The organism is Gordonia sp. SMJS1, assembly GCF_029866425.1.
In the GTDB taxonomy this organism is placed as follows: domain Bacteria; phylum Actinomycetota; class Actinomycetes; order Mycobacteriales; family Mycobacteriaceae; genus Gordonia; species Gordonia hongkongensis.
This window is the reverse complement of the sequence record NZ_CP123381.1, coordinates 3,484,668-3,506,196: the sequence shown is the minus strand read 5'-3', so window position 1 is coordinate 3,506,196 and position 21,529 is coordinate 3,484,668. Positions and strand designations below refer to the sequence as shown.

The 21,529-nt window shown below is 67.9% G+C and carries 18 protein-coding genes; 9 read left to right on the top strand and 9 right to left on the bottom strand.

What is annotated here, in order from left to right:
• The first annotated feature begins 20 nt into the window (after nt 1-20).
• From QAD21_RS15995 to QAD21_RS15980, 4 genes are all read left to right on the top strand, one after another.
• A complete protein-coding gene (locus QAD21_RS15995) occupies nt 21-1,193 on the top strand; it encodes a hypothetical protein (protein WP_068970225.1) in 1,173 nt (390 codons plus the stop codon).
• A 92-nt stretch (nt 1,194-1,285) separates the two neighbouring features.
• The gene (locus QAD21_RS15990; protein ID WP_205333492.1) at nt 1,286-3,169 is read left to right on the top strand and encodes a circularly permuted type 2 ATP-grasp protein; all 1,884 of its coding nucleotides are present in this window, start codon (nt 1,286-1,288) and stop codon (nt 3,167-3,169) included.
• Nucleotides 3,166-4,143: an alpha-E domain-containing protein gene (locus tag QAD21_RS15985; protein WP_205333493.1), complete on the top strand. Its 978-nt coding sequence runs from the start codon at nt 3,166-3,168 to the stop codon at nt 4,141-4,143. The genes QAD21_RS15990 and QAD21_RS15985 overlap by 4 nt, the downstream gene beginning before the upstream one ends.
• Nucleotides 4,140-4,988, top strand: a complete 849-nt coding sequence (locus tag QAD21_RS15980; protein WP_058252095.1) for a transglutaminase family protein — start codon at nt 4,140-4,142, stop codon at nt 4,986-4,988. The genes QAD21_RS15985 and QAD21_RS15980 overlap by 4 nt, the downstream gene beginning before the upstream one ends.
• Nucleotides 4,989-5,004: 16 nt before the next feature.
• Here QAD21_RS15980 and QAD21_RS15975 read toward each other — a convergent pair whose 3' ends face one another.
• Nucleotides 5,005-5,430: a type II toxin-antitoxin system PemK/MazF family toxin gene (locus QAD21_RS15975; protein WP_205333494.1), complete on the bottom strand. Its 426-nt coding sequence runs from the start codon at nt 5,428-5,430 to the stop codon at nt 5,005-5,007.
• Nucleotides 5,431-5,432: 2 nt separating this feature from the next.
• Nucleotides 5,433-6,113: an alpha/beta fold hydrolase gene (locus tag QAD21_RS15970; RefSeq protein WP_205333495.1), complete on the bottom strand. Its 681-nt coding sequence runs from the start codon at nt 6,111-6,113 to the stop codon at nt 5,433-5,435.
• Between the two features lie 183 nt (nt 6,114-6,296).
• Here QAD21_RS15970 and lepA point away from each other — a divergent pair, with 183 nt between their 5' ends.
• Genes lepA through QAD21_RS15955 form a run of 3 tightly spaced genes read left to right on the top strand, consistent with a single transcriptional unit; the run spans nt 6,297 to nt 11,158 of the window.
• Nucleotides 6,297-8,153: a translation elongation factor 4 gene (gene lepA / locus QAD21_RS15965; protein WP_078112904.1), complete on the top strand. Its 1,857-nt coding sequence runs from the start codon at nt 6,297-6,299 to the stop codon at nt 8,151-8,153.
• Nucleotides 8,154-8,184: 31 nt separating this feature from the next.
• Nucleotides 8,185-10,233: a M3 family metallopeptidase gene (locus QAD21_RS15960; RefSeq protein ID WP_205333496.1), complete on the top strand. Its 2,049-nt coding sequence runs from the start codon at nt 8,185-8,187 to the stop codon at nt 10,231-10,233.
• Nucleotides 10,234-10,246: 13 nt separating this feature from the next.
• Nucleotides 10,247-11,158, top strand: a complete 912-nt coding sequence (locus QAD21_RS15955; protein WP_055475488.1) for a cation diffusion facilitator family transporter — start codon at nt 10,247-10,249, stop codon at nt 11,156-11,158.
• A 21-nt stretch (nt 11,159-11,179) separates the two neighbouring features.
• Here the strand turns inward: QAD21_RS15955 and QAD21_RS15950 are convergent, their stop codons facing one another.
• Entirely contained in the window at nt 11,180-13,180 is a 2,001-nt protein-coding gene (locus tag QAD21_RS15950; RefSeq protein ID WP_055475526.1) for a glycoside hydrolase family 15 protein, read from the bottom strand.
• A 151-nt stretch (nt 13,181-13,331) separates the two neighbouring features.
• On the opposite strand from QAD21_RS15950, the gene QAD21_RS15945 reads away from it, so the two are divergent.
• A complete protein-coding gene (locus QAD21_RS15945) occupies nt 13,332-13,532 on the top strand; it encodes a hypothetical protein (protein WP_055475487.1) in 201 nt (66 codons plus the stop codon).
• Between the two features lie 276 nt (nt 13,533-13,808).
• Here the strand turns inward: QAD21_RS15945 and QAD21_RS15940 are convergent, their stop codons facing one another.
• Genes QAD21_RS15940 through QAD21_RS15920 form a run of 5 tightly spaced genes read right to left on the bottom strand, consistent with a single transcriptional unit; the run spans nt 13,809 to nt 19,360 of the window.
• A complete protein-coding gene (locus QAD21_RS15940) occupies nt 13,809-14,558 on the bottom strand; it encodes a CbiX/SirB N-terminal domain-containing protein (RefSeq protein WP_055475486.1) in 750 nt (249 codons plus the stop codon).
• On the bottom strand, nt 14,555-15,850 hold the full coding sequence (locus tag QAD21_RS15935) for a GTP-binding protein (RefSeq protein ID WP_078112901.1): 1,296 nt from the start codon (nt 15,848-15,850) through the stop codon (nt 14,555-14,557). The genes QAD21_RS15940 and QAD21_RS15935 overlap by 4 nt, the downstream gene beginning before the upstream one ends.
• Nucleotides 15,850-16,839 carry a sulfate adenylyltransferase subunit CysD gene (gene cysD, locus QAD21_RS15930; RefSeq protein ID WP_176455919.1) on the bottom strand — a complete coding sequence of 330 codons (990 nt, stop codon included), beginning with the start codon at nt 16,837-16,839 and terminating at the stop codon, nt 15,850-15,852. Before cysD ends, QAD21_RS15935 begins: the two co-directional genes overlap by 1 nt.
• Nucleotides 16,821-17,600, bottom strand: coding sequence for a phosphoadenylyl-sulfate reductase (locus QAD21_RS15925; protein WP_055475483.1), 780 nt, complete (start codon nt 17,598-17,600; stop codon nt 16,821-16,823). Before QAD21_RS15925 ends, cysD begins: the two co-directional genes overlap by 19 nt.
• Nucleotides 17,597-19,360 (bottom strand): nitrite/sulfite reductase, encoded by a 1,764-nt coding sequence (locus tag QAD21_RS15920; RefSeq protein ID WP_205333883.1) that lies wholly within the window; start codon nt 19,358-19,360, stop codon nt 17,597-17,599. Before QAD21_RS15920 ends, QAD21_RS15925 begins: the two co-directional genes overlap by 4 nt.
• Before the next feature lie 368 nt (nt 19,361-19,728).
• Between QAD21_RS15920 and hemW the strand changes: the two genes are divergently transcribed.
• Nucleotides 19,729-20,928, top strand: a complete 1,200-nt coding sequence (hemW, locus tag QAD21_RS15915; RefSeq protein ID WP_205333884.1) for a radical SAM family heme chaperone HemW — start codon at nt 19,729-19,731, stop codon at nt 20,926-20,928.
• Nucleotides 20,929-20,947: 19 nt separating this feature from the next.
• On the opposite strand, the gene QAD21_RS15910 is transcribed toward hemW, so the two are convergent.
• Nucleotides 20,948-21,406 (bottom strand): type II toxin-antitoxin system VapB family antitoxin, encoded by a 459-nt coding sequence (locus QAD21_RS15910; protein ID WP_205333885.1) that lies wholly within the window; start codon nt 21,404-21,406, stop codon nt 20,948-20,950.
• Nucleotides 21,407-21,529 lie beyond the last annotated feature (123 nt).

Genomic DNA, 21,529 nt, shown 5'->3' with positions numbered 1-21,529 from the left:
ATGTCTACGGTGGACCCATCATGTCCGTCGTTTACGTACACATCGGCCTTCCCAAGACCGGGACCACACACCTCCAGGATCGCCTCTGGCGAAACCGCGACCTGGCCTTGCAGTCCTCCGGGCTGCTGTACCCGGGCAACGTGATCTCCGATCACTTCCATGCCGCGGTGCACCTGCAGCCGGAGCGATACCTCGACTGGGTCGATCCCGCCTTCGCCGGGACATGGCCGACGCTCCTCGGTCAGATCCGGGCCTGGCCGCAGATCTCGTTGCTGTCGCACGAGCTGTACAGCACCGCGACCGTCGACCAGATCGAACGGCTGATGGCCGACCTGTCCTTCGCCGACGAGGTCCACGTGATCGCGACCGTCCGCGACCTCGGCCGCCAGCTCCCGTCCGTGTGGCAGGAGAACGTGAAGAACCAGCGGCGGGCGTCGTTCGACGAGTTCGTGGATTCGGTGGCCTTCGCTTCCGAGGGGCGCCGGACCGGCGGTCCCGTCATCGTCAGCACCCCCGCTGACGATTCCCCGGCCGACGAGGTCGACGAGGAGCCGTTCTGGGAGTTCCAGGACTACGTCGGCATCCTGGAACGCTGGTCGCGTGCCGTCGGACCCGAGCGTGTCCACATCGTCACGGTGCCGCCCCGCGGGGCAGCGCCGGGCGACACGCTCTGGGATCGGTTCCTGCGCGTGATGAACATCGATCCGGTCCCGCTGCGGATCCCGGTCCCCAGCCTGAACAGCTCGCTGTCCGCGCCGCAGGCCGAGTTCCTGCGCGGCCTCAACCGCCGCCTGCAGCCGGACGTCATCGAGTGGCGCCGATACGAGCGGATCATCAAGGGGCAGGTGATCGGGGAGATCCTGTTCGAGGCACCGTCCGGCCCACCGCAGGGACTCTCGGACAAGAGCCGGGAGTGGGCGGCGGGGGAGTCCCGGCGGATGGTCGCGGCGGTCCGCGACGCCGGCTACGACGTCGTCGGTGACCTCGACGATCTGGTGGTGTCGCCCGAACACGACGCAGGCGACGTACCGCCGCCGTCGGACGGCGAGGTGCTCGACGTCGCGCTCGACACGATCGCGGCGATGGTGCTCGCGGCGCCCTTGCCCAAGGTCGGACCCCGTGCGCGGACGCGGGCGGCGAATGTGGTGCGCCGGGTCAAGCGGCGGGTGATCGCCGCGCGCCGATCATCCTGATCGGTGGCCCCGGATCGGCGGTGCGGCTTCGTCGATGACACGGCCGGTCGACGTCCTGCCGATTTCGGCATTCTGTAGCACCATGGCAGTTTATGACCCCCGCATCGACAAGTGCGCCAGCCAAGAAGGCGGCGCGTAAGTCCGCAGCCGCGAAAGCGGCGTCGTCCACCTCGTCGGGACGGACGGCCTCCGCCAAGTCCGGTTCGACCAAGGGTTCCGGTTCCGGCAGCCGGTCGGCGAAGGGCGCGGGCGACGCGACCACCGGGGAGAACTTCACCGGCAATTTCGGCGGGTACGCAAAAGGCCCGTACGGCAAGGCATATGACGAGATGTTCGATGCCGCCGGTGAGGTGCGGACACCGTACCGCGGTATCTACAAGGCCATGGCTGACGAGGATCAGTCCGACCTCGTGGAGGCCCGTGTGGAGGCCCTCGGGCGTGCCTATCTCGACCAGGGTGTGACGTTCTCGCTGTCCGGCAAGGAACGCCCCTTCCCGTTGGATGTTGTACCACGGGTGATCTCGGCCGCGGAGTGGAACAAGCTCGAGGCGGGTATCACCCAGCGCGTACAGGCGCTGGAACTCTTCCTCGACGACATCTACGGCGAGCAGGAGATCCTGCGCGACGGGGTGTTGCCCAAGCGACTCGTCCACTCCTGTGAGCACTTCCATCGACAGGCGGCAAACATTCGGCCGCCCAACGGTGTTCGCATCCACGTCGCGGGTATCGATCTGATCCGCGACGAGAACGGCGACTTCCGGGTCCTCGAGGACAATCTGCGGTCGCCGTCGGGCGTCTCCTATGTGCTCGAGAACCGGCGCGCGATGGCCCGCGTCTTCCCGGACCTGTTCTCCAAACACAAGGTGCGTGCGGTCGCCGACTATCCGAGCCACCTCCTGCGCGCGCTGCGCGCGTCGGCGGCGTTCAACGAGGCCGACCCGAACATCGTCGTGCTGACCCCGGGCGTGGCCAACTCGGCCTACTTCGAGCACTCGCTCCTCGCACGCCTGATGGGCGTCGAGCTGGTCGAGGGTCGTGACCTGTTCTGCCGCGACAATGTCGTGTACATGCGCACGACCGAGGGGGAGCAGCGGGTCGACGTCATCTATCGCCGCATCGACGACGACTTCCTGGATCCCATGCAGTTCCGGCCGGATTCGATGCTCGGCGTGGCGGGGCTGCTGAACGCCGCACGCGCGGGCAACGTGGTGATCTCCAGTGCGGTCGGCAACGGCGTCGGCGACGACAAGCTGATCTACACTTACGTGCCGGAGATCATCCAGTACTACCTCGGCGAGAAGCCGAGTCTCCAGAACGTCGACACCCTGCGCTGCTGGCTCCCCGACGAGTGCGAGGAGGTGCTCGACCGCATCGACGAACTCGTCGTGAAACCCGTTGAGGGATCGGGTGGTTACGGCATCGTCTTCGGCCCCGACGCGACCGGCGCCGAGTTGGACGCACTGGCACGCAAGGTCCGCAACGATCCGCGCGGGTGGATCGCACAGCCGGTCGTGCAGCTGTCGACGGTACCGACGAAGATCGGTGACGACATCCGACCACGCCACGTCGACCTGCGTCCGTTCGCGGTCAACGACGGTGAGTCCGTGTGGGTCCTGCCCGGTGGCCTGACCCGGGTGGCGCTGCCGGAGGGATCGCTCGTCGTCAACTCGAGCCAGGGCGGCGGTTCCAAGGACACCTGGGTGCTGGCCTCGCGCGCCTCCGAGGGGGACCGGGAGTTGTCGGGCGCGAAGGTCGTGACGACGAGCGGTGTCGCCGCCGCCCGGCCGGCGGAGAGCGCCCCCGACCCGGTGCACACGCAGACTCAACAGCAACAGCAGGGTTCGATGATGCAGCAGATGGGCTCCATGATGCAGCAGTTGGGTGGGACGCAGCAGATGGATGGCATGACGCCGCAACCGAGTCCGACGGCCACGTCCGGCGACATGACACAGCAGCAGGGCGGTGACGTCCGATGATGCTGGCGCGGAACGCCGAATCGCTCTACTGGATCGGCAGATACGTCGAGCGCGCCGACGACATGGCGCGCATCCTCGATGTCGCGATCCACCAGATCCTCGAGGACACCACGGTCGACGTCGACCGGCAGGCACGCCTGATCATCCAGGTGCTCGGGCTCACCACGCCGGAGGACGACGACGAGCTCGATGTCTGGTCGCTGACCGAACGCGTCGCCTACGACGCCGACGCGGTGGGGTCGATCGTCGACCTGATCCGGGCGGCGCGGGAAAACGCCCGGGGCGCACGCGAAGTCACGTCCAGCGAGTTGTGGGAATGCCTCAACACCACCTACAACGGACTCGACGGCGCCGAACGGCGCTCGCGTCGCCTCGGTCCCCACGAGTTCCTGTCGTACGTGAAGAACCGGGCGGCGATGTTCGCGGGCCTCGCGGACGCCACCCTCAGCCACGACGACGGCTACCGGTACCTGCTGCTGGGCCGGTCGGTGGAGCGGGTCGACATGACCATCCGGATGTTGCTGTCCCGCGCCGGAGATCGGACGACGTCGCCGGCCTGGGTGAACGTCCTCGTGTCCGCCGGCGGGCACGACACCTTCCTGCGGACCTACCGCGGTGTGCTGGACGCGGAGAACATCGTCGAGTTCATGCTTCTCGACCGGTTGTTCCCGCGGTCCATCTTCCACGCCCTCAGCGTCGCCGAGCGCAATCTGGGCCAGCTCGAGAGTGGGCCGAGCCGGGTCGGGGCCCAGGCCGAGGCGCAGTTGTTGCTGGGCCGCGCGCGCAGCTCGCTCGAGTTCCTCGAGCCCGGGAAGTTGCTCGACGATCTGCAGGACCGGCTCGTCGACCTGCAGGACACCTGCCGCGCGGTCAACGAGGCGGTCACGAAGCAGTATTTCCATGTGTCGCCCTATGTCTCGTGGGCCGACGCCCGCGTCAGCGACGGGCATGTCATCGAGGAGAGTGAGCTGTGAGCTGGCGTCTGCGTGTTGTCCATTCCACGGGCTTCGCCTACCACAGTCCGGTCACCTCGTCGTACAACGAGGCCCGGCTCACCCCGCGCAGCGACGCCCGCCAGAACGTGATCGTCAACCGGGTCGAGACCGTCCCGGCGACGAGGTCCTACCGGTACACCGACTATTGGGGTACCGCGGTCACCGCCTTCGATCTGCACGCGCCGCACAACGAACTCGAGGTCTCGGGGCTGTCGGTCGTCGAAACCGAGGCCGGACAACGCCCCGACGAGGAGGATCAGGTCTCGTGGGACGACGTGAACAGCGATCACGTCATCGACCGATATGACGAGATGCTGTCTTACACACCGTATGTCGCCCGCAACCGGTCACTGTTGTCGACCGCGAAGAAGGTGACCAAGGGGCTCACCCCCGAGGAGGCGGTGGAGGCGGTGTGTCGCTTCATCCACACCGAGATGGAGTACGTCCCCGGCACGACGGGCGTGCACACCACCGCGGTCGACGCGTGGACCGACCGCAAGGGCGTGTGTCAGGACTACGCGCACCTCACCCTGCTGATGCTCCGCGGGCTGGGCATCCCCGCCCGGTACGTGTCGGGGTATCTCCATCCCGAACCCGACGCCGAGATCGACAAGACGGTGCAGGGTCAGAGTCACGCCTGGATCGAGGCGTGGACGGGCGGCTGGTGGGGCTACGACCCGACCAACGACACCCCGATCACCGAGCAGCATGTGTCGGTGGGCGTTGGTCGTGACTACGCCGATGTGTCGCCGCTGAAGGGTATCTACACCGGCGGCGGCGCGACCGACCTCGACGTCATCGTCGAGATCACCCGGCTCGCCTAGGGTTTCGTCCTCCGGGTCACCGCCAGCCGTAGTGCCCGCGGAGTTCCTGCGCGACGGCGTCGAACGTCGTGCGGTCGAGGATCGCGCCTTCCCGGCGGATGCCGTCGTCGTCGACGACGAGTACACGGTCGAGGCGCACGAAGCTCGGCCGGCCCTGGGAATCCCATCCGCCCGACCCGACGGGGAGCCAGTTGCCGTCGTCCCGGTGGTCCTTGCTCGACAGCATGAGCCCGAGCACGGTGTCGGATCGGTCGGCGCGGGCGTCCCGGCCCACGACCAGGACCGGCCGGTCCTTTCCCTGGTTCGGGTCGTCCTCGTAGGCGACCCAGGTCCACACGATCTCGCCGGGGTCGGCGTCGCCGTCGAGGTCGGGGGAATAGCTGATGGTGCGGGCGAGATCGGTTGTCGGCCGAAGTGCGGGCCGGGCGTCGCGACTGGTCATCGTCAGGAGTCCTCTCCGGAGATGTGGGGTAGCAGGAAGTCCTCGACCGCGTCCGCGGTGAGGGCTGCGGTGGGTTTTCTCTTCGGGTTGAGGTCGTGTCCGACCTTCTCGAGTTCGACGATGTGTGTCGGCGCATCGATGAGGCCGATCGCGCGGGTCATCTCGTCGGTGGTGCCGAACGGGTCGGTGCTCCCGTGGACCACGAGGGTCGGGACGGTGATCGACGGCAGGTGTTCGGTGCGCAGCCGGTCGGGCTTGCCCGGCGGATGCAGCGGATACGACGTCAGCAGCAGGCCGTCGGCCAGAGCTGTTCCGTCCTCGGCGACGGCCATCGAGGACTGTCGCCCGCCATAGGAGTGCCCACCGACGATCAGCGGCCCGTCGGACTCGGCGCGCAACGTTGCGCATGCGGCACGGATGCCGTCCCGGTCGGCGGCGGCGGCGGACGGGCTGGGCGGGCCCTTGGGTCGGCGCCGTCGATACGGCAGGTCGATCCGGGCGACGACGAACCCGCGGTCGCACAGTTCCTCGGCCAGGGCGCGCAGGATCACGGCGTCGCGGTTGCCGCCTGCGCCGTGGGCGAGGACGAGCGTGGCACGTGCCGGGATCCCCGGCCGGTGTACCTCGGCGGCGACGTCGTCGGACTCGATGGTGGTGACGGTGGACGCGGACACGGCTGCCACCGTAGCGCCTTCGGAGGTGCTCGCGGACTTCTCCGATCCCTGAGGAGGCCCGGAGCCTGCGGAGGGCCGTCTCGAAGGGTGCGACGTGGCCGGACGCGCCACGCGGGGTGCTCATGAGAAACTGGAGGACAACCCGTATCCGTACCCGTTCTCTACCGAAGTTCTCGTTCGAGGAGTAGTTCCATTCCCACCTTCGCCGACACCACCTTCACCGATCCGGCACGTATCCGGAACTTCTGCATCATCGCCCACATCGACCACGGCAAGTCGACGCTGGCAGACCGGATGCTGCAGCTCACCGGCGTCGTCGAAGAGCGGCAGATGCGGGCGCAGTACCTCGATCGAATGGACATCGAGCGCGAGCGCGGCATCACCATCAAGGCGCAGAACGTCCGTCTGCCCTGGACGGTGAAGTCGGCGGAGGGCGACGAGGACTACGTCCTGCACCTCATCGACACCCCCGGGCACGTCGACTTCACCTACGAGGTGTCCCGCGCTCTGGAGGCGTGCGAGGGAGCTGTCCTGCTCGTCGACGCCGCGCAGGGCATCGAGGCCCAGACCCTCGCCAACCTGTATCTGGCGATGGAGAACGACCTCACCATCATCCCGGTGCTCAACAAGATCGACCTGCCCGCGGCCGACCCCGAGCGCTACGCGGCCGAACTCGCGCACATCGTGGGTTGCGAGCCGGAAGACGTGCTGCGTGTGTCGGGCAAGACCGGCGTCGGGGTCACCGAGCTGCTCGACGAGGTCATCCGGAAGGTGCCGGCTCCGGTGGGCGATTCCGACGCCCCGGCGCGGGCGATGATCTTCGACTCGGTGTACGACACCTATCGCGGCGTGGTCACCTACGTCCGTGTCGTCGACGGCAAGATCGTGCCGCGGGAGAAGATCCTGATGATGTCGACCGGCACCACGCATGAACTGCTGGAGGTGGGCATCGTGTCCCCGGAACCGAAGCCGACCACGGGGCTGGGTGTCGGCGAGGTCGGTTACCTGATCACGGGTGTGAAGGACGTTCGCCAGTCGAAGGTCGGTGACACCGTCACCACCGCCCGCCGGGGTGCCGAGCAGGCGCTGACGGGGTACCGCGAGCCGCGACCGATGGTCTATTCGGGGCTGTACCCGCTCGACGGGTCCGACTACCCGGTGTTGCGCGAGGCGCTCGAGAAGTTGCAGCTCAACGACGCCGCACTGACCTTCGAGCCGGAGACCTCGGTCGCGCTTGGGTTCGGCTTCCGCTGCGGCTTCCTCGGTCTGCTGCACATGGAGATCACCCGCGAGCGTCTCGAGCGCGAATTCAACCTCGACCTGATCTCGACGGCCCCAAACGTCGTCTACCGGGTGGTCATGGAAGACGGTTCGGAGCATGTGGTGACCAACCCGTCGGACTGGCCGGAAGGCAAGACCCGGCACATCTACGAACCCATCGTCAAGACCACCGTGATCGCGCCGAGCGAGTTCATCGGCGCGATCATGGAGCTGTGTCAGTCGCGTCGAGGTGAGCTCGGCGGGATGGACTACCTGTCGGAGACGCGCGTGGAACTGCGGTACACGCTGCCCATGGCCGAGATCATCTTCGACTTCTTCGACGCCTTGAAGTCGCGGACGCGTGGCTATGCCAGCCTCGACTACGAGGAGGCGGGCGAGCAGGAAGCCGATCTGGTGAAGGTCGACATCCTGCTCCAGGGCGAGGCCGTCGACGCGTTCAGTGCGATCGTCCACAAGGACGCCGCCTATGCCTACGGCAACCGGATGGCGATCAAGCTCAAGGAGCTCATCCCGCGCCAGCAGTTCGAGGTTCCGGTGCAGGCCGCCGTCGGCTCGAAGATCATTGCGCGCGAGAACATCCGAGCCATCCGCAAGGATGTGCTCGCGAAGTGCTACGGCGGCGACATCAGCCGTAAGCGCAAACTGCTCGAGAAGCAGAAAGAGGGCAAGAAGCGGATGAAGACCATCGGCCGCGTCGAGGTCCCGCAGGAGGCCTTCGTGGCCGCGCTCTCCACCGACGCGGTGGGTGACAAGCCGAAGGGGAAGTGATGGGCGACGGGCAGACCGGGAGCGGGAGACGATGACCGCAGCACAGGGCGCCAATCCGGTACTGGCGCAAAGCGGCCTGCCCTACGACCTCCCCGACTTCGCGTCGATCTCCGACGACGACTTCCTGCCGGCGTTCACCGAGGCCATGGCGTCGCATGTGGCCGAGGTGCAGGCGATCGCGGCCGATCCCGCGGCGCCCACCTTCACCAACACGATCGAAGCCCTGGAGTTGTCGGGGCGCGACCTGGCCTGCGCGTCGGGGATCTTCTTCAACCTCGTCGGACCCGACACGAACCCCAGACGCAACGCGATCTCCCAGGAGCTGTCGACGCTCCTGACCGATCACTCGAACACGATCGCAATGAATCCGGTTCTCTTCGAACGGATCTCCGACCTCCACTCGCGCGCCGACGAACTCGATCTCACCGAAGCCCAGCGCCGGCTGCTCGACAAGCGGTACCGGGAATCGGTCCGCGCCGGAGCCGGACTCGACCCCGACGCACAGGGTGAGATGCGGGAGATCGCTTCCCGCCTGGCCTATCTCACGACGACGTTCTCCCAGAAGATCCTCGACGACACCAACGACTCGGCGGTGCTCGTCGACGATGCCGCCGAACTGGACGGTCTGTCGGCCGGACAGATCGCCGCCGCCAGCCGTGCCGCCGGCGAGGCCGGGCACGACAGCGGATACCTCCTCACGCTCGAACTGCCGACGAGTCAGTCGGTGCTCACCGAAGTGACGAATGCCGATGTGCGCCGGCGGGTGTTCGACGCGTCGGTGGGGCGGTGCGCCCGAGGCAACGAACACGACACCCGGGAACTGGTCCTCGAGATCGTCCGCCTGCGGGCACGCCGAGCAGAGATGCTCGGCTACCGGGACCACGCCGAATACGTGATCGCCGAGCAGACGGCGCCGGACCCGGGGGCCGTCGACGACATGCTGCGCGAGCTCAACTCCTCGGCCATGCGTGCCGGTGGCCGCGAACTCACCCGGCTCACCGAGTTCGCGGGTGACGCGCCGATCGGCCCCGCCGATCTCACCTTCTGGCTCGATCGGGAGAAGCGGTCGCACTCGGCGGTGCCGCTCGACGACTTCGCGAACTATTGCGAACTGGACGCGGTGCTGACCAGGGGTGTCTTCTTCGCCGCGAACAAGCTGTACGGCCTCAGCTTTCGGGAGATCACCGATCTCCCGCTGTACCACCCGGATGTGCGCGCCTGGGAGGTACGCGACGACGCGGGCGTCGGTATCGGGCTCTTCCTCGGCGACTTCTTCGCCCGACCGTCGAAACGCGGCGGGGCGTGGATGAACAACATCGTCGACCAGTCGTCGGTCCTGCACACCCAGCCGATCATCGTGAACGTGCTGAACCTGACCAAACCCGATGCCGGACAACCGTGTCTGCTCACGATGGATCAGCTCACCACGCTCTTCCACGAGTTCGGGCACGCCCTGCACGGGTTGCTGTCGTCGGTCGACTACCCGTCGCAATCCGGGACGTCGGTACCGCGGGACTTCGTCGAGTTCCCGTCGCAGGTGAACGAGATGTGGGCGCTGCACCCGGACGTGCTGGCGAACTATGCCCGGCATCACGAGACCGGAGAGCCGATCCCGGCCGAGCTCGCCGATGCGGCGCGGGAGTCGGCGGGAGCCGAGTCCGCGCACGGCACCATCGAATACCTCGCCGCATCCTCGCTGGACCTGGCCTGGCACCGGTTGTCGGTGGCGGAGGCCGAGGCGGTGGCCGATGTCGAGGCCTTCGAGGCGCGGGCGCTCACCGACGCGGGCCTGCACACCGAACTGATCCCGCCGCGCTACCGGAGCTCGTACTTCAACCACATCTTCGGTGGCGGCTACTCCGCCGGCTACTACAGCTACATCTGGTCGGAGGTACTCGACGCCGAGACCGAGCAGTGGTTCCTTGCCGAGGGCGGGCTGCGTCGCGAGAACGGCCGCCGGTTCGCCGACGCCACTCTCTCCCGCGGCGACAGCGTGGATCCGCTTGTCGCACATGAGGGCCTGATCGGTCGCCGGCCGCGTATCGAACCGCTGCTGCGGCGCCGGGGGCTCGCGGCCTGATCGGGTCCCGGTCATGACGACGACGCGCACCCCGCGCCGGGACCTGTCGGCGTTCGCGGTGCTGAGCATCGTGACCGCGATCGTCGTGATCGGTCTCAAACTAATCGCCTGGCGGGTCACCGGCTCGGTCGGTCTGCTCTCCGACGCGCTGGAGTCCACCGTCAACCTCGTTGCGGCGATCGGTGCGTTCGTCGCGCTGCGGGTGGCGGCGAAGCCACCGGACCGGAGCCACAACTTCGGGCACACCAAGGCGGAATACCTCTCGGCGGTGTTCGAGGGGGTGATGATCGTCGTCGCGGCGGTCGTCATCGTCGCGACGGCCGTCGACCGCCTGCTCCACCCGGAGGAACTGGACGAAGTCGGCATGGGACTGGCGATCTCGGTGGGCGCGACGGTGGTCAACGCGGTCGTCGGCTGGGTGCTCATCCGCGCCGGTCGACGTCATCGGTCGCTGACCCTCGAAGCCGACGGCCGGCATCTCATGACCGACGTGTGGACGACGGCCGGCGTGGTGGTCGGTGTGTTCCTGGTCGCCGTGACCGGCTGGCTGCCGCTCGACCCGCTGATCGCCATCGCGGTGGCTGCCAACATCCTCGTCGTGGGCGGACGGTTGGTCTGGCGATCCGGTGCGGGACTGATGGACTCGGCGCTGCCCGACGACCTGCGCGCCGCGATCGACGCCGTCCTCGCGCGTCACCGCGCCGACCGGATCGACTTCCACGACGTCCGCACGCGGGAGGCCGGCCACGAACGGTTCGTCCAGTTGCACATGCTCGTCCCCGGTGACTGGTCGGTGCAGCGCGCGCACGATCTGGCCGAGACGATCGAGGACGAACTCCGCGCCGCGGTCGACGATCTCACCGTGACCCTGCATGTCGAACCGATCAACGACCCACGCGCCTACGAGGACTGGCGGTTGGACTGAGCGCGTTTCGGCTCGTCGCGCTCAGTGATTCGCCGGCTGGAAGGTGGCCTGGTGGGCGGCTTCCTCGGCGCGGATCACATGCATCACCGCGTTGATGAGGGCGAGGTGGGTGAACGCCTGCGGGAAGTTGCCGAGGTGCTGTCCGGTCTTGGCGTCGATCTCCTCGGCGTACAGCTTGAGCGGGCTCGAGTAGGACAGCAGTCGTTCACACAGCGTCTTCGCCCGTGGCAGTTCGCCGATCTCGACGAGGGCCGACACCAGCCAGAACGAGCAGATGGTGAACGTACCCTCTTCGCCGCTGAGGCCGTCGTCGGTCTCCTCGACCCGGTAGCGGAGCACCAGTTCGTTCTCGGTGAGTTCGTCGGCGATCGCGAGAACCGTTGCGCGCACCCGGGGGTCGTCCGGCGGCAGGAATCGCAGCAGCGGGACGAGTAGTAACGAGGCATCGAGCGCGTCGTCGCCGTAACGCTGGGTGAACACCCCGCGCTCGTTGACCCCGTGCGCCAGGACGTCGGCCTTGATCTCCTCCGCGATCGCGGCCCACTCGCGCGCGTGGGCCTGCTCGCCGTGCATCGTCGCGAGGCGTGACCCGCGGTCGAGGGCGACCCAGCACATGACCTTCGAGGACGTGAAATGCTGCGGCTCCCCGCGCACCTCCCAGATGCCGCGGTCGGGATCCTTCCAGTGCTTGATCGCTTCTTCGACCTGGGCCTTCAGCACGGGCCACAACGTCTCCGGCACCGCTTCGTGCGACTTGATGTTGAGGTACACCGAGTCGAGCATCGTGCCCCAGATGTCGTGCTGTGCCTGGTTGTACGCGCCGTTGCCGATACGGACCGGCCGGGCGCCGTCGTAGCCCGAGAGATGGGTCAGCTCTTCCTCTTCCAGGGTGCGTTCGCCGCCGACGCCGTACATCACCTGCAGCGGATGACGTTCCCCGTTGGTGATGCCCGAGACATCGGCGATGAAGGAGAAGAAGTCGTCGGCCTCGCGGTCGAGACCGAGCGTGTACAGACCCCACAGGGCGAAGGTCGAGTCCCGCACCCACGCATAGCGGTAGTCCCAGTTGCGCTCGCCCTGAGGCGTTTCCGGCAGCGACGTGGTCGCGGCGGCGAGCAGCGCGCCGGTCGGGGAGTAGGTGAGTCCCTTCAGCGTGAGGGCCGAACGCTGCAGATGTGAGCGCCACGGATGATCGGGGAAGCTGCCGATGTTGATCCACTGCCGCCACGACTCGCTTGTCGCCCACATCTTCTGGGCGGCTTCCTCGAAGTTCTGCGGCGCCGGCTGCCGGGACCAGCTGAGTGCGACGAAGCGGTTGTCGCCTTCGACGAGCCGGGTACGTGCCCGCGCTTCGCGACCCTCCAGACCCAGCCGGAGGTCCGTGGTGAGTTTCAAGGTGGGCGTGTCGGCATCGGTGTCCTTGGCGGTCGCGATCGCCTCGCCGTAGGCCGGGCCCGAGTACTCCCACTTCGTCGTCCCGCGGTGGTAGTCGAAGGCGGGTTCGCAACTCATGTGCAGTTCGACGGTGCCGGACACGCAGCGCACGGTGCGCAGCAGGATGTGCTCGGCGTCCCAGTCGGTGGGCGTCCGGCGGTGCGTCTTCGAACGACGTTCGTTGTCGTGCCACGGACCCATGACCAGTGCGTCACGGACGATGATCCAACCGGTGTCGGTCTGCCAGGTGGTCTCGACCATCAGGCTGCCGGGCAGGTAGCGCCGATCCACCGGGACGTTCACGCCGTAGGGCGCCAGTCGGAAGTGGCCGGCACTACGGTCGAGGATGGCGCCGAAGACGCTCGGTGAATCGGGCCGGGGTATGCACATCCACTCGACGGAGCCGTTGCGCGCGATGAGACAGTTGGTCTCGGTGTCGGACAGGAACGCGTAGTCGCCGATCGGCGGGAAGGCGCTCGTGTGCGACGGAGCCGGAGGAGCCGCCGGGGAGACGTCGGCCGCGGTCCCGGATGCCCGCGGCGGCACGGTCGGCAGGGACGTTACGGTGGAGTCATCTGCGACAGACATGAGTTCCATCATCGCGACGGGTTCTCGCCGACGCCACTCGGCTCCCGTGAGGGAGACAGTGGCGGTGATCACGGACTCGGAGCGACGCAGACGCCGCGGACGGATATACGGCTGCCCGCGGGAACGGATGCACAGATGACGGGGTGATGAGGTGTCGGCGTTCTTCGACTGGTGGGACAGCGTGGAGGAGTGGCTCACGGGCCTGTCCTTCGTGCCCCAGTTGCTGGTGACCGTCGCCGTCGTGATCCCGGTGGCGATCCTCATCGCCTACGTGCTCAGTTTGCTGGTCGACGCCGCTGCCACGCTGGTCGACCGACGCCGCTTCGCTGACGACGACGGGACCGGATTGTGAAGAAGATACTGCGCTCGCCGGTCACCTTCGCGCTGCTGGCGCTGCTGGTCCTGGTCATCATCGCCTGGCTTGTCACGGGCTGAGCGTCATCCGCTTCGCGGCTTGTTTCTCATGCTCCCTGAGGTGCGAGCGAAGCGAGCCACGAAGGGGGTGGTGACGTGCCTCGCCCGCCCTTCGTGGCTCGTCGACCTCGACGCGCTCCTTCGTCGCTTGCTCGGCCCGGCGGCTTGCGCTCCTCGCACCTCAGGGAGCAGGGGCTGGGACCTGAGGGTCCCCTCAAGGAGCGGGGTGGTACCCAGCGGGCACCACTCGTTGATCCGCCGCCGTGCGGTAGAGCGACCCGATCGCCTCGATGACGTCCGGATGGGTGCCGAGGGGACCGGCGACGAGGGTGTCGTCGACCAGGGCGTCGAGCGCCGACTCGACCCGCTCGGTGAGCAGTCCGGCCGACAGGAAGTACGGACTCACCGCGATACGTCGGGCACCGCCGGCGCGGAGTCGGCGCACGGCCGAGACGACGGCGCGATCGTGCGGCCCCAGCTTGGTCGCGAAGACCACCTCGACCGGACGGTGGAGCCGTGTCGACAGTTCGATCGCCCGTAGGCGCACCGAACGATCGGCGGCCGGGTCGGAGGACCCGACCGCGGACAGGATCACACCGTCGTGCGGGCCGAGGCCGGCCTCGATCAGACGGTCCGCCAGTGCCCCGGCCAACGACCGGGTCCCCATGACGTCGGTCTGCCGGGCGGTCGGTCGTCGCGACGCGATGATCGACGGTAGGTCGATCTTGTGGTGGTACCCCGCCGACAGCAGCATCGGTACGACGACCGGACCGTGGTGCGTCGAATGCGCCCCGTCGAGCTGTCCGAGAACGTCGCCCACGAGTGGCTCGTCGAGGTCGAGATAGGAAAGCACCACCTCGACACCGGGCAGGCTCGACGCGACGGCGTTCCGCACACGGCGCGCGGTCGCGCCGAAGCGCGGATCGCGACTGCCGTGTGCGGCGAGGACGAGAGTCGGTGTCACACCAACTCTTTGAGATGGAGCGGCGCCAAGGCGTCGCCCACGAGGCCCGCGGCCAGCGTGTTCCCGCCCTGCGGGTCGATGACCAGGAAGCTGCCCGACTCCCGGTTGACCTGGTAGTCGTCGGCCGGGATCGGCTCGGCGGTCTGCACCGAGATCCGCACGATCTGGTTGAGCTCCACCGATTCCGGAGCCTCCACCAGGGCGAGGTTCTGCTCGTCGAACAGCGCGTCGAGGGCGCCGACGATCGCCTGGGTGGTCTTGGTGCCGTGCTTGAGGAGCAGGCGAGCGCCCGGGCGCAGCGGCTTCTCGGCGAGCCAACAGACCGTTGCGCTGAACTGCTGCAACGGTTCCGGGGCGTCAGCGGCGGCGGCGATGAGGTCGCCGCGCGAGATGTCGACGTCGTCTGCCAGCAGAATCGTGACACTGCGTCCGGTGTGCGCGGTGGGCAATTCGCCGTCGGCGGTGTCGATCTGGCTGACGGTGGTCCGCTGCCCCGACGGCAGGACGACCACCTCGTCGCCGACGGAGACCCGGCCGGCGGCGATCTGACCCGCGTAACCACGGTAGTCGGGGTGTTCCGGCGTGCGGGGACGGATGACGTACTGGACCGGGAACCGCAGGCCGACGTCGTTGCGCTCCACCAGATTGGGCACGGTCTCGAGATGCTCGATGAGTGTCGGCCCGTCGTAGAAGGCGGTGGTCTCCGAGCGGTGGGCCACGTTGTCGCCGTGCAGCGCCGACACCGGGATCGCGGTGACCTGCTCGTCGGACCAGCCCAGCGACCGGGTGAGTTCGGCGAATTCAGCGGAGATCTCGGCGAACACCGACGCCTGATCGGTGACGAGGTCGATCTTGTTGACCGCGAGCACCAGCTGGGGCACGCCGAGGAGGGCCATCACCGCGGCGTGGCGGCGGGTCTGGGCGACGACGCCGGTGCGGGCGTCGACGAGCAGGATCACCAGCTGCGCAGTCGACGCACCCGACACCGTGTTGCGGGTGTACTGGACGTGCCCGGGGGTGTCGGCGAGCACGAACGAGCGCGCGGGAGTGGCGAAGTAGCGGTAGGCGACATCGATGGTGATGCCCTGTTCGCGCTCGGCCCGCAGCCCGTCGACGAGCAGCGACAGGTCCGGGGTGTCGAGACCGCGGTCCACCGACGCCTTCGTGACCGCGTCGATCTGGTCGGCCAGAACGGATTTCGTGTCGTACAGCAGGCGGCCCACCAGCGTGGACTTACCGTCGTCGACGCTGCCCGCGGTCGCGATGCGGAGGAGATCAGGAGCGTGCTTCATCAGAAATATCCTTCGCGCTTACGGTCTTCCATGGCGGCCTCGGAGACCCGGTCGTCGCCACGGGTGGCGCCACGCTCGGTCAGCCGCGACGCGGCGACCTCGGCGAGCACGGCCTCGTTGTCCGTGGCGTCGGACAGGACCGCGCCGGTCGAGGAGCCGTCGCCGACGGTGCGGTAGCGCACCGAGAGTCGCTGCACCTCTTCGCCTTCGCGGGGACCGCCCCAGACTCCCGAGGTCATCCACATGCCGTCGCGCTGGTAGACCTCGCGCTCGTGGGCGTAGTAGATCGACGGGAGAAGCACCTGTTCGCGAGCGATGTAGCGCCAGATGTCGAGCTCGGTCCAGTTCGACAGCGGGAACACCCGCACGTGCTCGCCCGGGGCGTGGCGGCCGTTGTAGAGGTTCCACAGCTCGGGGCGCTGTCGCTTCGGGTCCCACTGGCCGAAGGCGTTGCGCAGCGAGAAGATCCGCTCCTTGGCGCGCGACCGCTCCTCGTCGCGCCGACCACCGCCGAACACCGCGTCGAAACGGTTCTCGGTGATCGCGTCGAGCAGGGGGATGGTCTGCAGCGGGTTGCGGACCCCGTCGGGGCGCTCGGTGAGCCGGCCGTCGGCGAGGTAGTCCTCCACCTTGGCCACGTGCAGCCGCAGGTTGTGCCGTTCCACGACCTGGTCACGGAACTCGAGGACCTCGGGCAGGTTGTGCCCGGTGTCGACGTGCAGCAGCGAGAAGGGCAGGGGCGCAGGCCAGAACGCCTTGAGCGCGACGTGCAGGAGCACGGTGGAGTCCTTGCCGCCGGAGAACAGGATCACCGGCCGCTCGAACTCTCCCGCGACCTCGCGGAAGATGTGGATCGCCTCGGACTCCAGGGCGTCGAGTGTGGTGAACTCGTCGGCCTCCGCGGCGGCGCCGCTCGTCTGGGCAGCGGCCACGCCGGGCGTCGCCGGAACGGACGGTGTTTCGGTCACGGTCATGCGTGCAGCCCACATTCTGTCTTGGCGCGACCGGCCCAGCGGCCGCTGCGCGGATCGGATCCGGGTTCGGGTTTGGCGGTGCACGGTGCGCACCCGATCGAGGGATATCCCTCGTCGACGAGCGGATTCACCAGCACGCCGTTGGTGTCGATGTAGTCCTGCATCGTCTCGTCGGACCAGGCCGCGATCGGATTGATCTTGACCAGTCCGAAGCCCTCGTCGAAGGAGATGAGCGGGGCGTTGGCCCGAGTCGGTGCCTCCACACGACGGATGCCTGTGATCCACGCGTCGTACCCGGCGAGCCCGGCCTTGAGCGGCACAACCTTCCGCAGTCGGCAGCATTCGCCCGGGTCGCGGGCGAAGAGGTTGCGGCCCAACAGTTCGTCCTGCTCGGCGACGCTGTGCTCGGGGGTCAGGTTCACCATCTCCACGCCCGGTCGAGCGAAGCGAGGGGCAGAATGGTTATAGACCTGCTCGACGGCGTCGCGGGTGCCGATGGTCTCGGCGAAGTGGTACCCGGTGTCGAGGAAGAGCACCTTGACCGGGTCGCCGTCGAGCAACTCACGGTCGATGTTCTTCACGGCGAGGTCGACCAGGGCCGCGTCCTGCATGTTCGACGCGACGACGAAGTTGGTGCCGAAGGTCTGCGCGGTCCAGCGGATCAATTCCTCCGGGGTGGCGTCGGAACCGAGGTCCGCAGCACCCTTCTCGGCGATGTCCCGCAGCTGGTCCTCGCTGAAGCGCCGGCCCGTACGGGTGGTGGTCTCGATGGTCATCGCAGCGCCTCCTCATCGGCACGAACGGCCCACTGCGCGAACCGTTCACCCTCTTCGCGTTGGTCGACGAAGTTGCGGACCACGCGCTCGATGTAGTCGCCCAGTTCGGTACCCAGCACCTTGTGCTGGCGCAACTTGCGACCGAAACCCGAGTCCAGGCCCAGGCTGCCGCCGAGGTGGACCTGGAAGCCGTCGGTCTGGTTGCCGTCGGCGTCCTCGACGAGCTGTCCCTTGAAGCCGATGTCGGCGATCTGCGACCGTCCGCAGGAGTTGGGGCAGCCGTTGATGTTCACCGTGATCGGCACGTCGAGCTTCGCGTTGATGTCGGCCAGCCGCTCGTCCAGTTCCGGGGCGAGGACCTGCGAGCGCTTGCGGGTCTCGGTGAACGACAGCTTGCAGAACTCGATGCCGCTGCACGCCAGCAGGTTCCGGCGCCACCGCGTGGGCCGGCCGTGCAGGCCGAGCGGCTTGAGCTCGTCGATCAGCCACTCGACCTTGTCGTCGGGGACGTCGAGGACGATCAGCTTCTGGTACGGGGTGAAGCGCACACGGTCGGAACCGGCCGCGGCGACCGCGTCGGCGGTCTTGGTCAGGATCGTGCCCGAGACGCGACCGGCGATGGGGGAGAAGCCGATCGCGTTGAGTCCGTTGCTCAGCTTCTGCACACCGATGTGGTCGATCGGACGCTCCGGCTTTTCCGGCGCCGGGCCGTCGATCAGCTTGCGCCCCATATATTCGTCCTCGAGCACCTGGCGGAACTTCTCGATGCCCCAGTCCTTGATGAGGAACTTCAGCCGCGCCTTGGCGCGCAGACGCCGGTACCCGTAGTCGCGGAAGATCGAGACCACGGCCTCCCAGACGTCGGGCACCTCGTCGAGCGGCACCCAGGCGCCGACGCGCTGGGCGAGCATCGGGTTGGTGGACAATCCGCCGCCGACCCAGAGGTCCAGTCCGGGGCCGTGCTCGGGATGCACGACGCCGACGAACGCGACGTCGTTGATCTCGTGGACCACGTCCTGCTGGCCCGAGATCGCGGTCTTGAACTTGCGCGGCAGGTTCGAGTACTTCGGGTCGCCGATGTAGCGGCGGACGATCTCGTCGATGGCCGGGGTGGGGTCGAGGACCTCGTCGAGGGACTCGCCGGCGAGCGGCGAACCCAGCACGACGCGGGGGCAGTCGCCGCAGGCCTCGGTGGTCTGCAGCCCCACGCCCTCGAGGCGCTCCCAGATGGTCGGGACGTCCTCGATGCGGATCCAGTGGTACTGGACGTTCTCCCGGTCGGAGAGGTCGGCGGTGTCGCGGGCGAACTCGGTGGAGATCTCACCGAGGGTGCGCAGCTGAGCGACGTTGAGCGCACCGCCGTCGCAGCGCACCCGCATCATGAAGTGGCTGTCCTCGAGGATGTCGATGTTCTCGTCGCCGGTCCAGGTGCCGTCGTAACCCTCGGCGCGCTGGGTGTAGAGACCCCACCAGCGCATCCGGCCGCGCAGGTCCTGTTTGTCGATCGAGTCGAAACCCTGCTTGGAATAGATGTTCTCGATGCGCGCACGCACGTTGAGCGGGTTGTCGTCCTTCTTGACCTGCTCGTTGGGGTTCAGCGGCTCGCGATAACCGAGCTTCCACTGACCCTCGGCGCGGCGCTTGGTCGGACGGGCCTTGCGGGCCGGGCGCGCGGGCTTCGCGGCGGCCGGCTCTGCAGCGGCAGCGTCGTTCGGTGCACCCGGACCGGAAGCGGCGGGGGCGTCGGTGGTGGACGTCATGAACTCTCCTGTGCCGGCGCACAGGGCCGGCGTTCGTTGCACGAGTTACGGGCTGAAACGTGCCGGCATCCCCAGGGAATCGGGGACAAATCGGGGCCGAGACGTCGCTAGATGCGACAGAAAGCGCTGTTGACGCGCTTGAGATCAATGTGGCGGCGAGCTGCGAGCCACACCCCGGGGAAAATCACGCGGTCCATAGTGCCACGCTCCCTATCGGCTCGTCTACTTGGGGTTATTTTCCATCATGATGATGGAAACCGGGCCGGCCTCCACACCTGCCTGCGCCGCACAACGCCGTCGAGGACCGCGCTGTTCCCGATCGGGGCGACGATTTCCTCCCACGCCGCCGCGATCGGCATCATGGAACGGTGAAGGTCGACACCACCACCATCGCAGCCGACCTGGTCGCCGCTGCGTGCCGCGACGTCGACGCGGACGTGCCTCTCGCGCTGTACCTGCACGTCCCGTTCTGCGCGACCCGGTGTGGATACTGCGACTTCAACACCTATACGGCGGGCGAACTCGGTTCGTCGTCGTCGCCGGAATCGTGGCAGCACGCGGTCGCCCGCGAACTCGAGGCGGCGTCGCGGATGCTGGCCCCCGGCCGGCCGGTCTCGACGATCTTCGTCGGCGGGGGCACGCCGTCGCTGCTCGGCGGCGACGGCCTCACACGACTCCTCGACGCCGTCCGGGTCCACTTCGACCTGTCCGACGACGTCGAGATCACCACCGAGTCGAATCCGGAGTCGACCTCGCCGGAGTTCTTCGACGACCTCCGCTCCGCCGGTTTCACCCGCATCTCGCTCGGCATGCAGTCGGCCGCCGCACACGTGCTCCGGCTGCTCGATCGCACGCACACCCCGGGTCGGGCGGTTGCGGCCGCCAGGGAGGCACGAGCGGCCGGGTTCGACGACGTCAACCTCGACCTGATCTACGGCACGCCCGGCGAGACCGACGCCGACCTGCACGCCACCGTTGATGCGGTGCTCGACGCCGGGGTCGACCATGTGTCGGCCTACGCGCTGATCGTCGAGGACGGCACCGCGCTCGCTCGCCGCATCCGGCGCGGGGAGATGCCCGCACCCGACGACGACGTCCTTGCCGACCGCTATCAGATCCTCGACCGTCGTCTGCGTGCGGACGGACTCGACTGGTACGAGGTGTCGAACTGGGCGCGCGGCGAGAAGTCGGTGTGTCGTCACAACATCGCCTACTGGCACAGCCACGACTGGTGGGGCATCGGTCCGGGGGCGCATTCCCACGTCGCGGGCGTGCGCTGGCTGAACGCCAAACATCCCGCGCGCTATGCGAAGTCGCTGGCGGACGGGGTCTTGCCGATCGCTTCGGCAGAACAGCTGACCCCCGCGGACCGACACCTCGAGGCCGTCATGCTGACCACCCGATGCCGCAGCGGACTGCCGCGCGATCTCCTCGACGACGCCGAGACTGCGCATGCCGAGCAACTCTCTGCCGATGGACTGCTCACCGCGGCCGACGACGCCTACGTGCTCACCGACGCGGGTCGGTTGCTGGCCGACGGCGTGATCCGCCGCGTGCTCTGGGGCTGACGCGGGGCCGGTTGTCGGCCTACCAGCTCTGATCGGGGCGAGGCGGACTCGTCCAGCCCGTCGATCGCGCACCGCGCCGATGCGCACCGGGGCCGTCGGGCGTGGTCGGGGGCCGGCGCGCCGGGATCTCGGCGGTGTCCTCGAGTTGCTCGTCGAGGGGTTTGGCCACGTCGGACAGGTCCAGGGCGTCGAGGTCGAGGGTGCGCGCGTGGATGATGTGCCGGTTGCGCAGCGCCGACCGCACCGCGCGATGCAGTCCGTCCTCGAGGTAGAGCTCGCCCTCCCACCGCACGACGTGGGCGAACAGGTCGCCGTAGAAGGTGGAGTCCTCGCTGAGGAGCTTGTCCAAGGCGAGGACCTTGGTGATCGGCGTCAGCTGGTCGAGCCGGAGTTGCCGCGGCGGGATCTTGGCCCAGCCGCGCGTCGACAGCCCGTGGTCGGGATAGGGCTTGCCCTCCCGCACCCCCTTGAAGATCATGCGAACTCCTCCGACGCCCGTGCCTCGACGATTGCTGATCTGCGACGACGCGTCGACGGTCAGTGCGCGACACCACGCCGTGGCACGGTGATCGCGATCCCATTTCGTACTATGGAACGCACC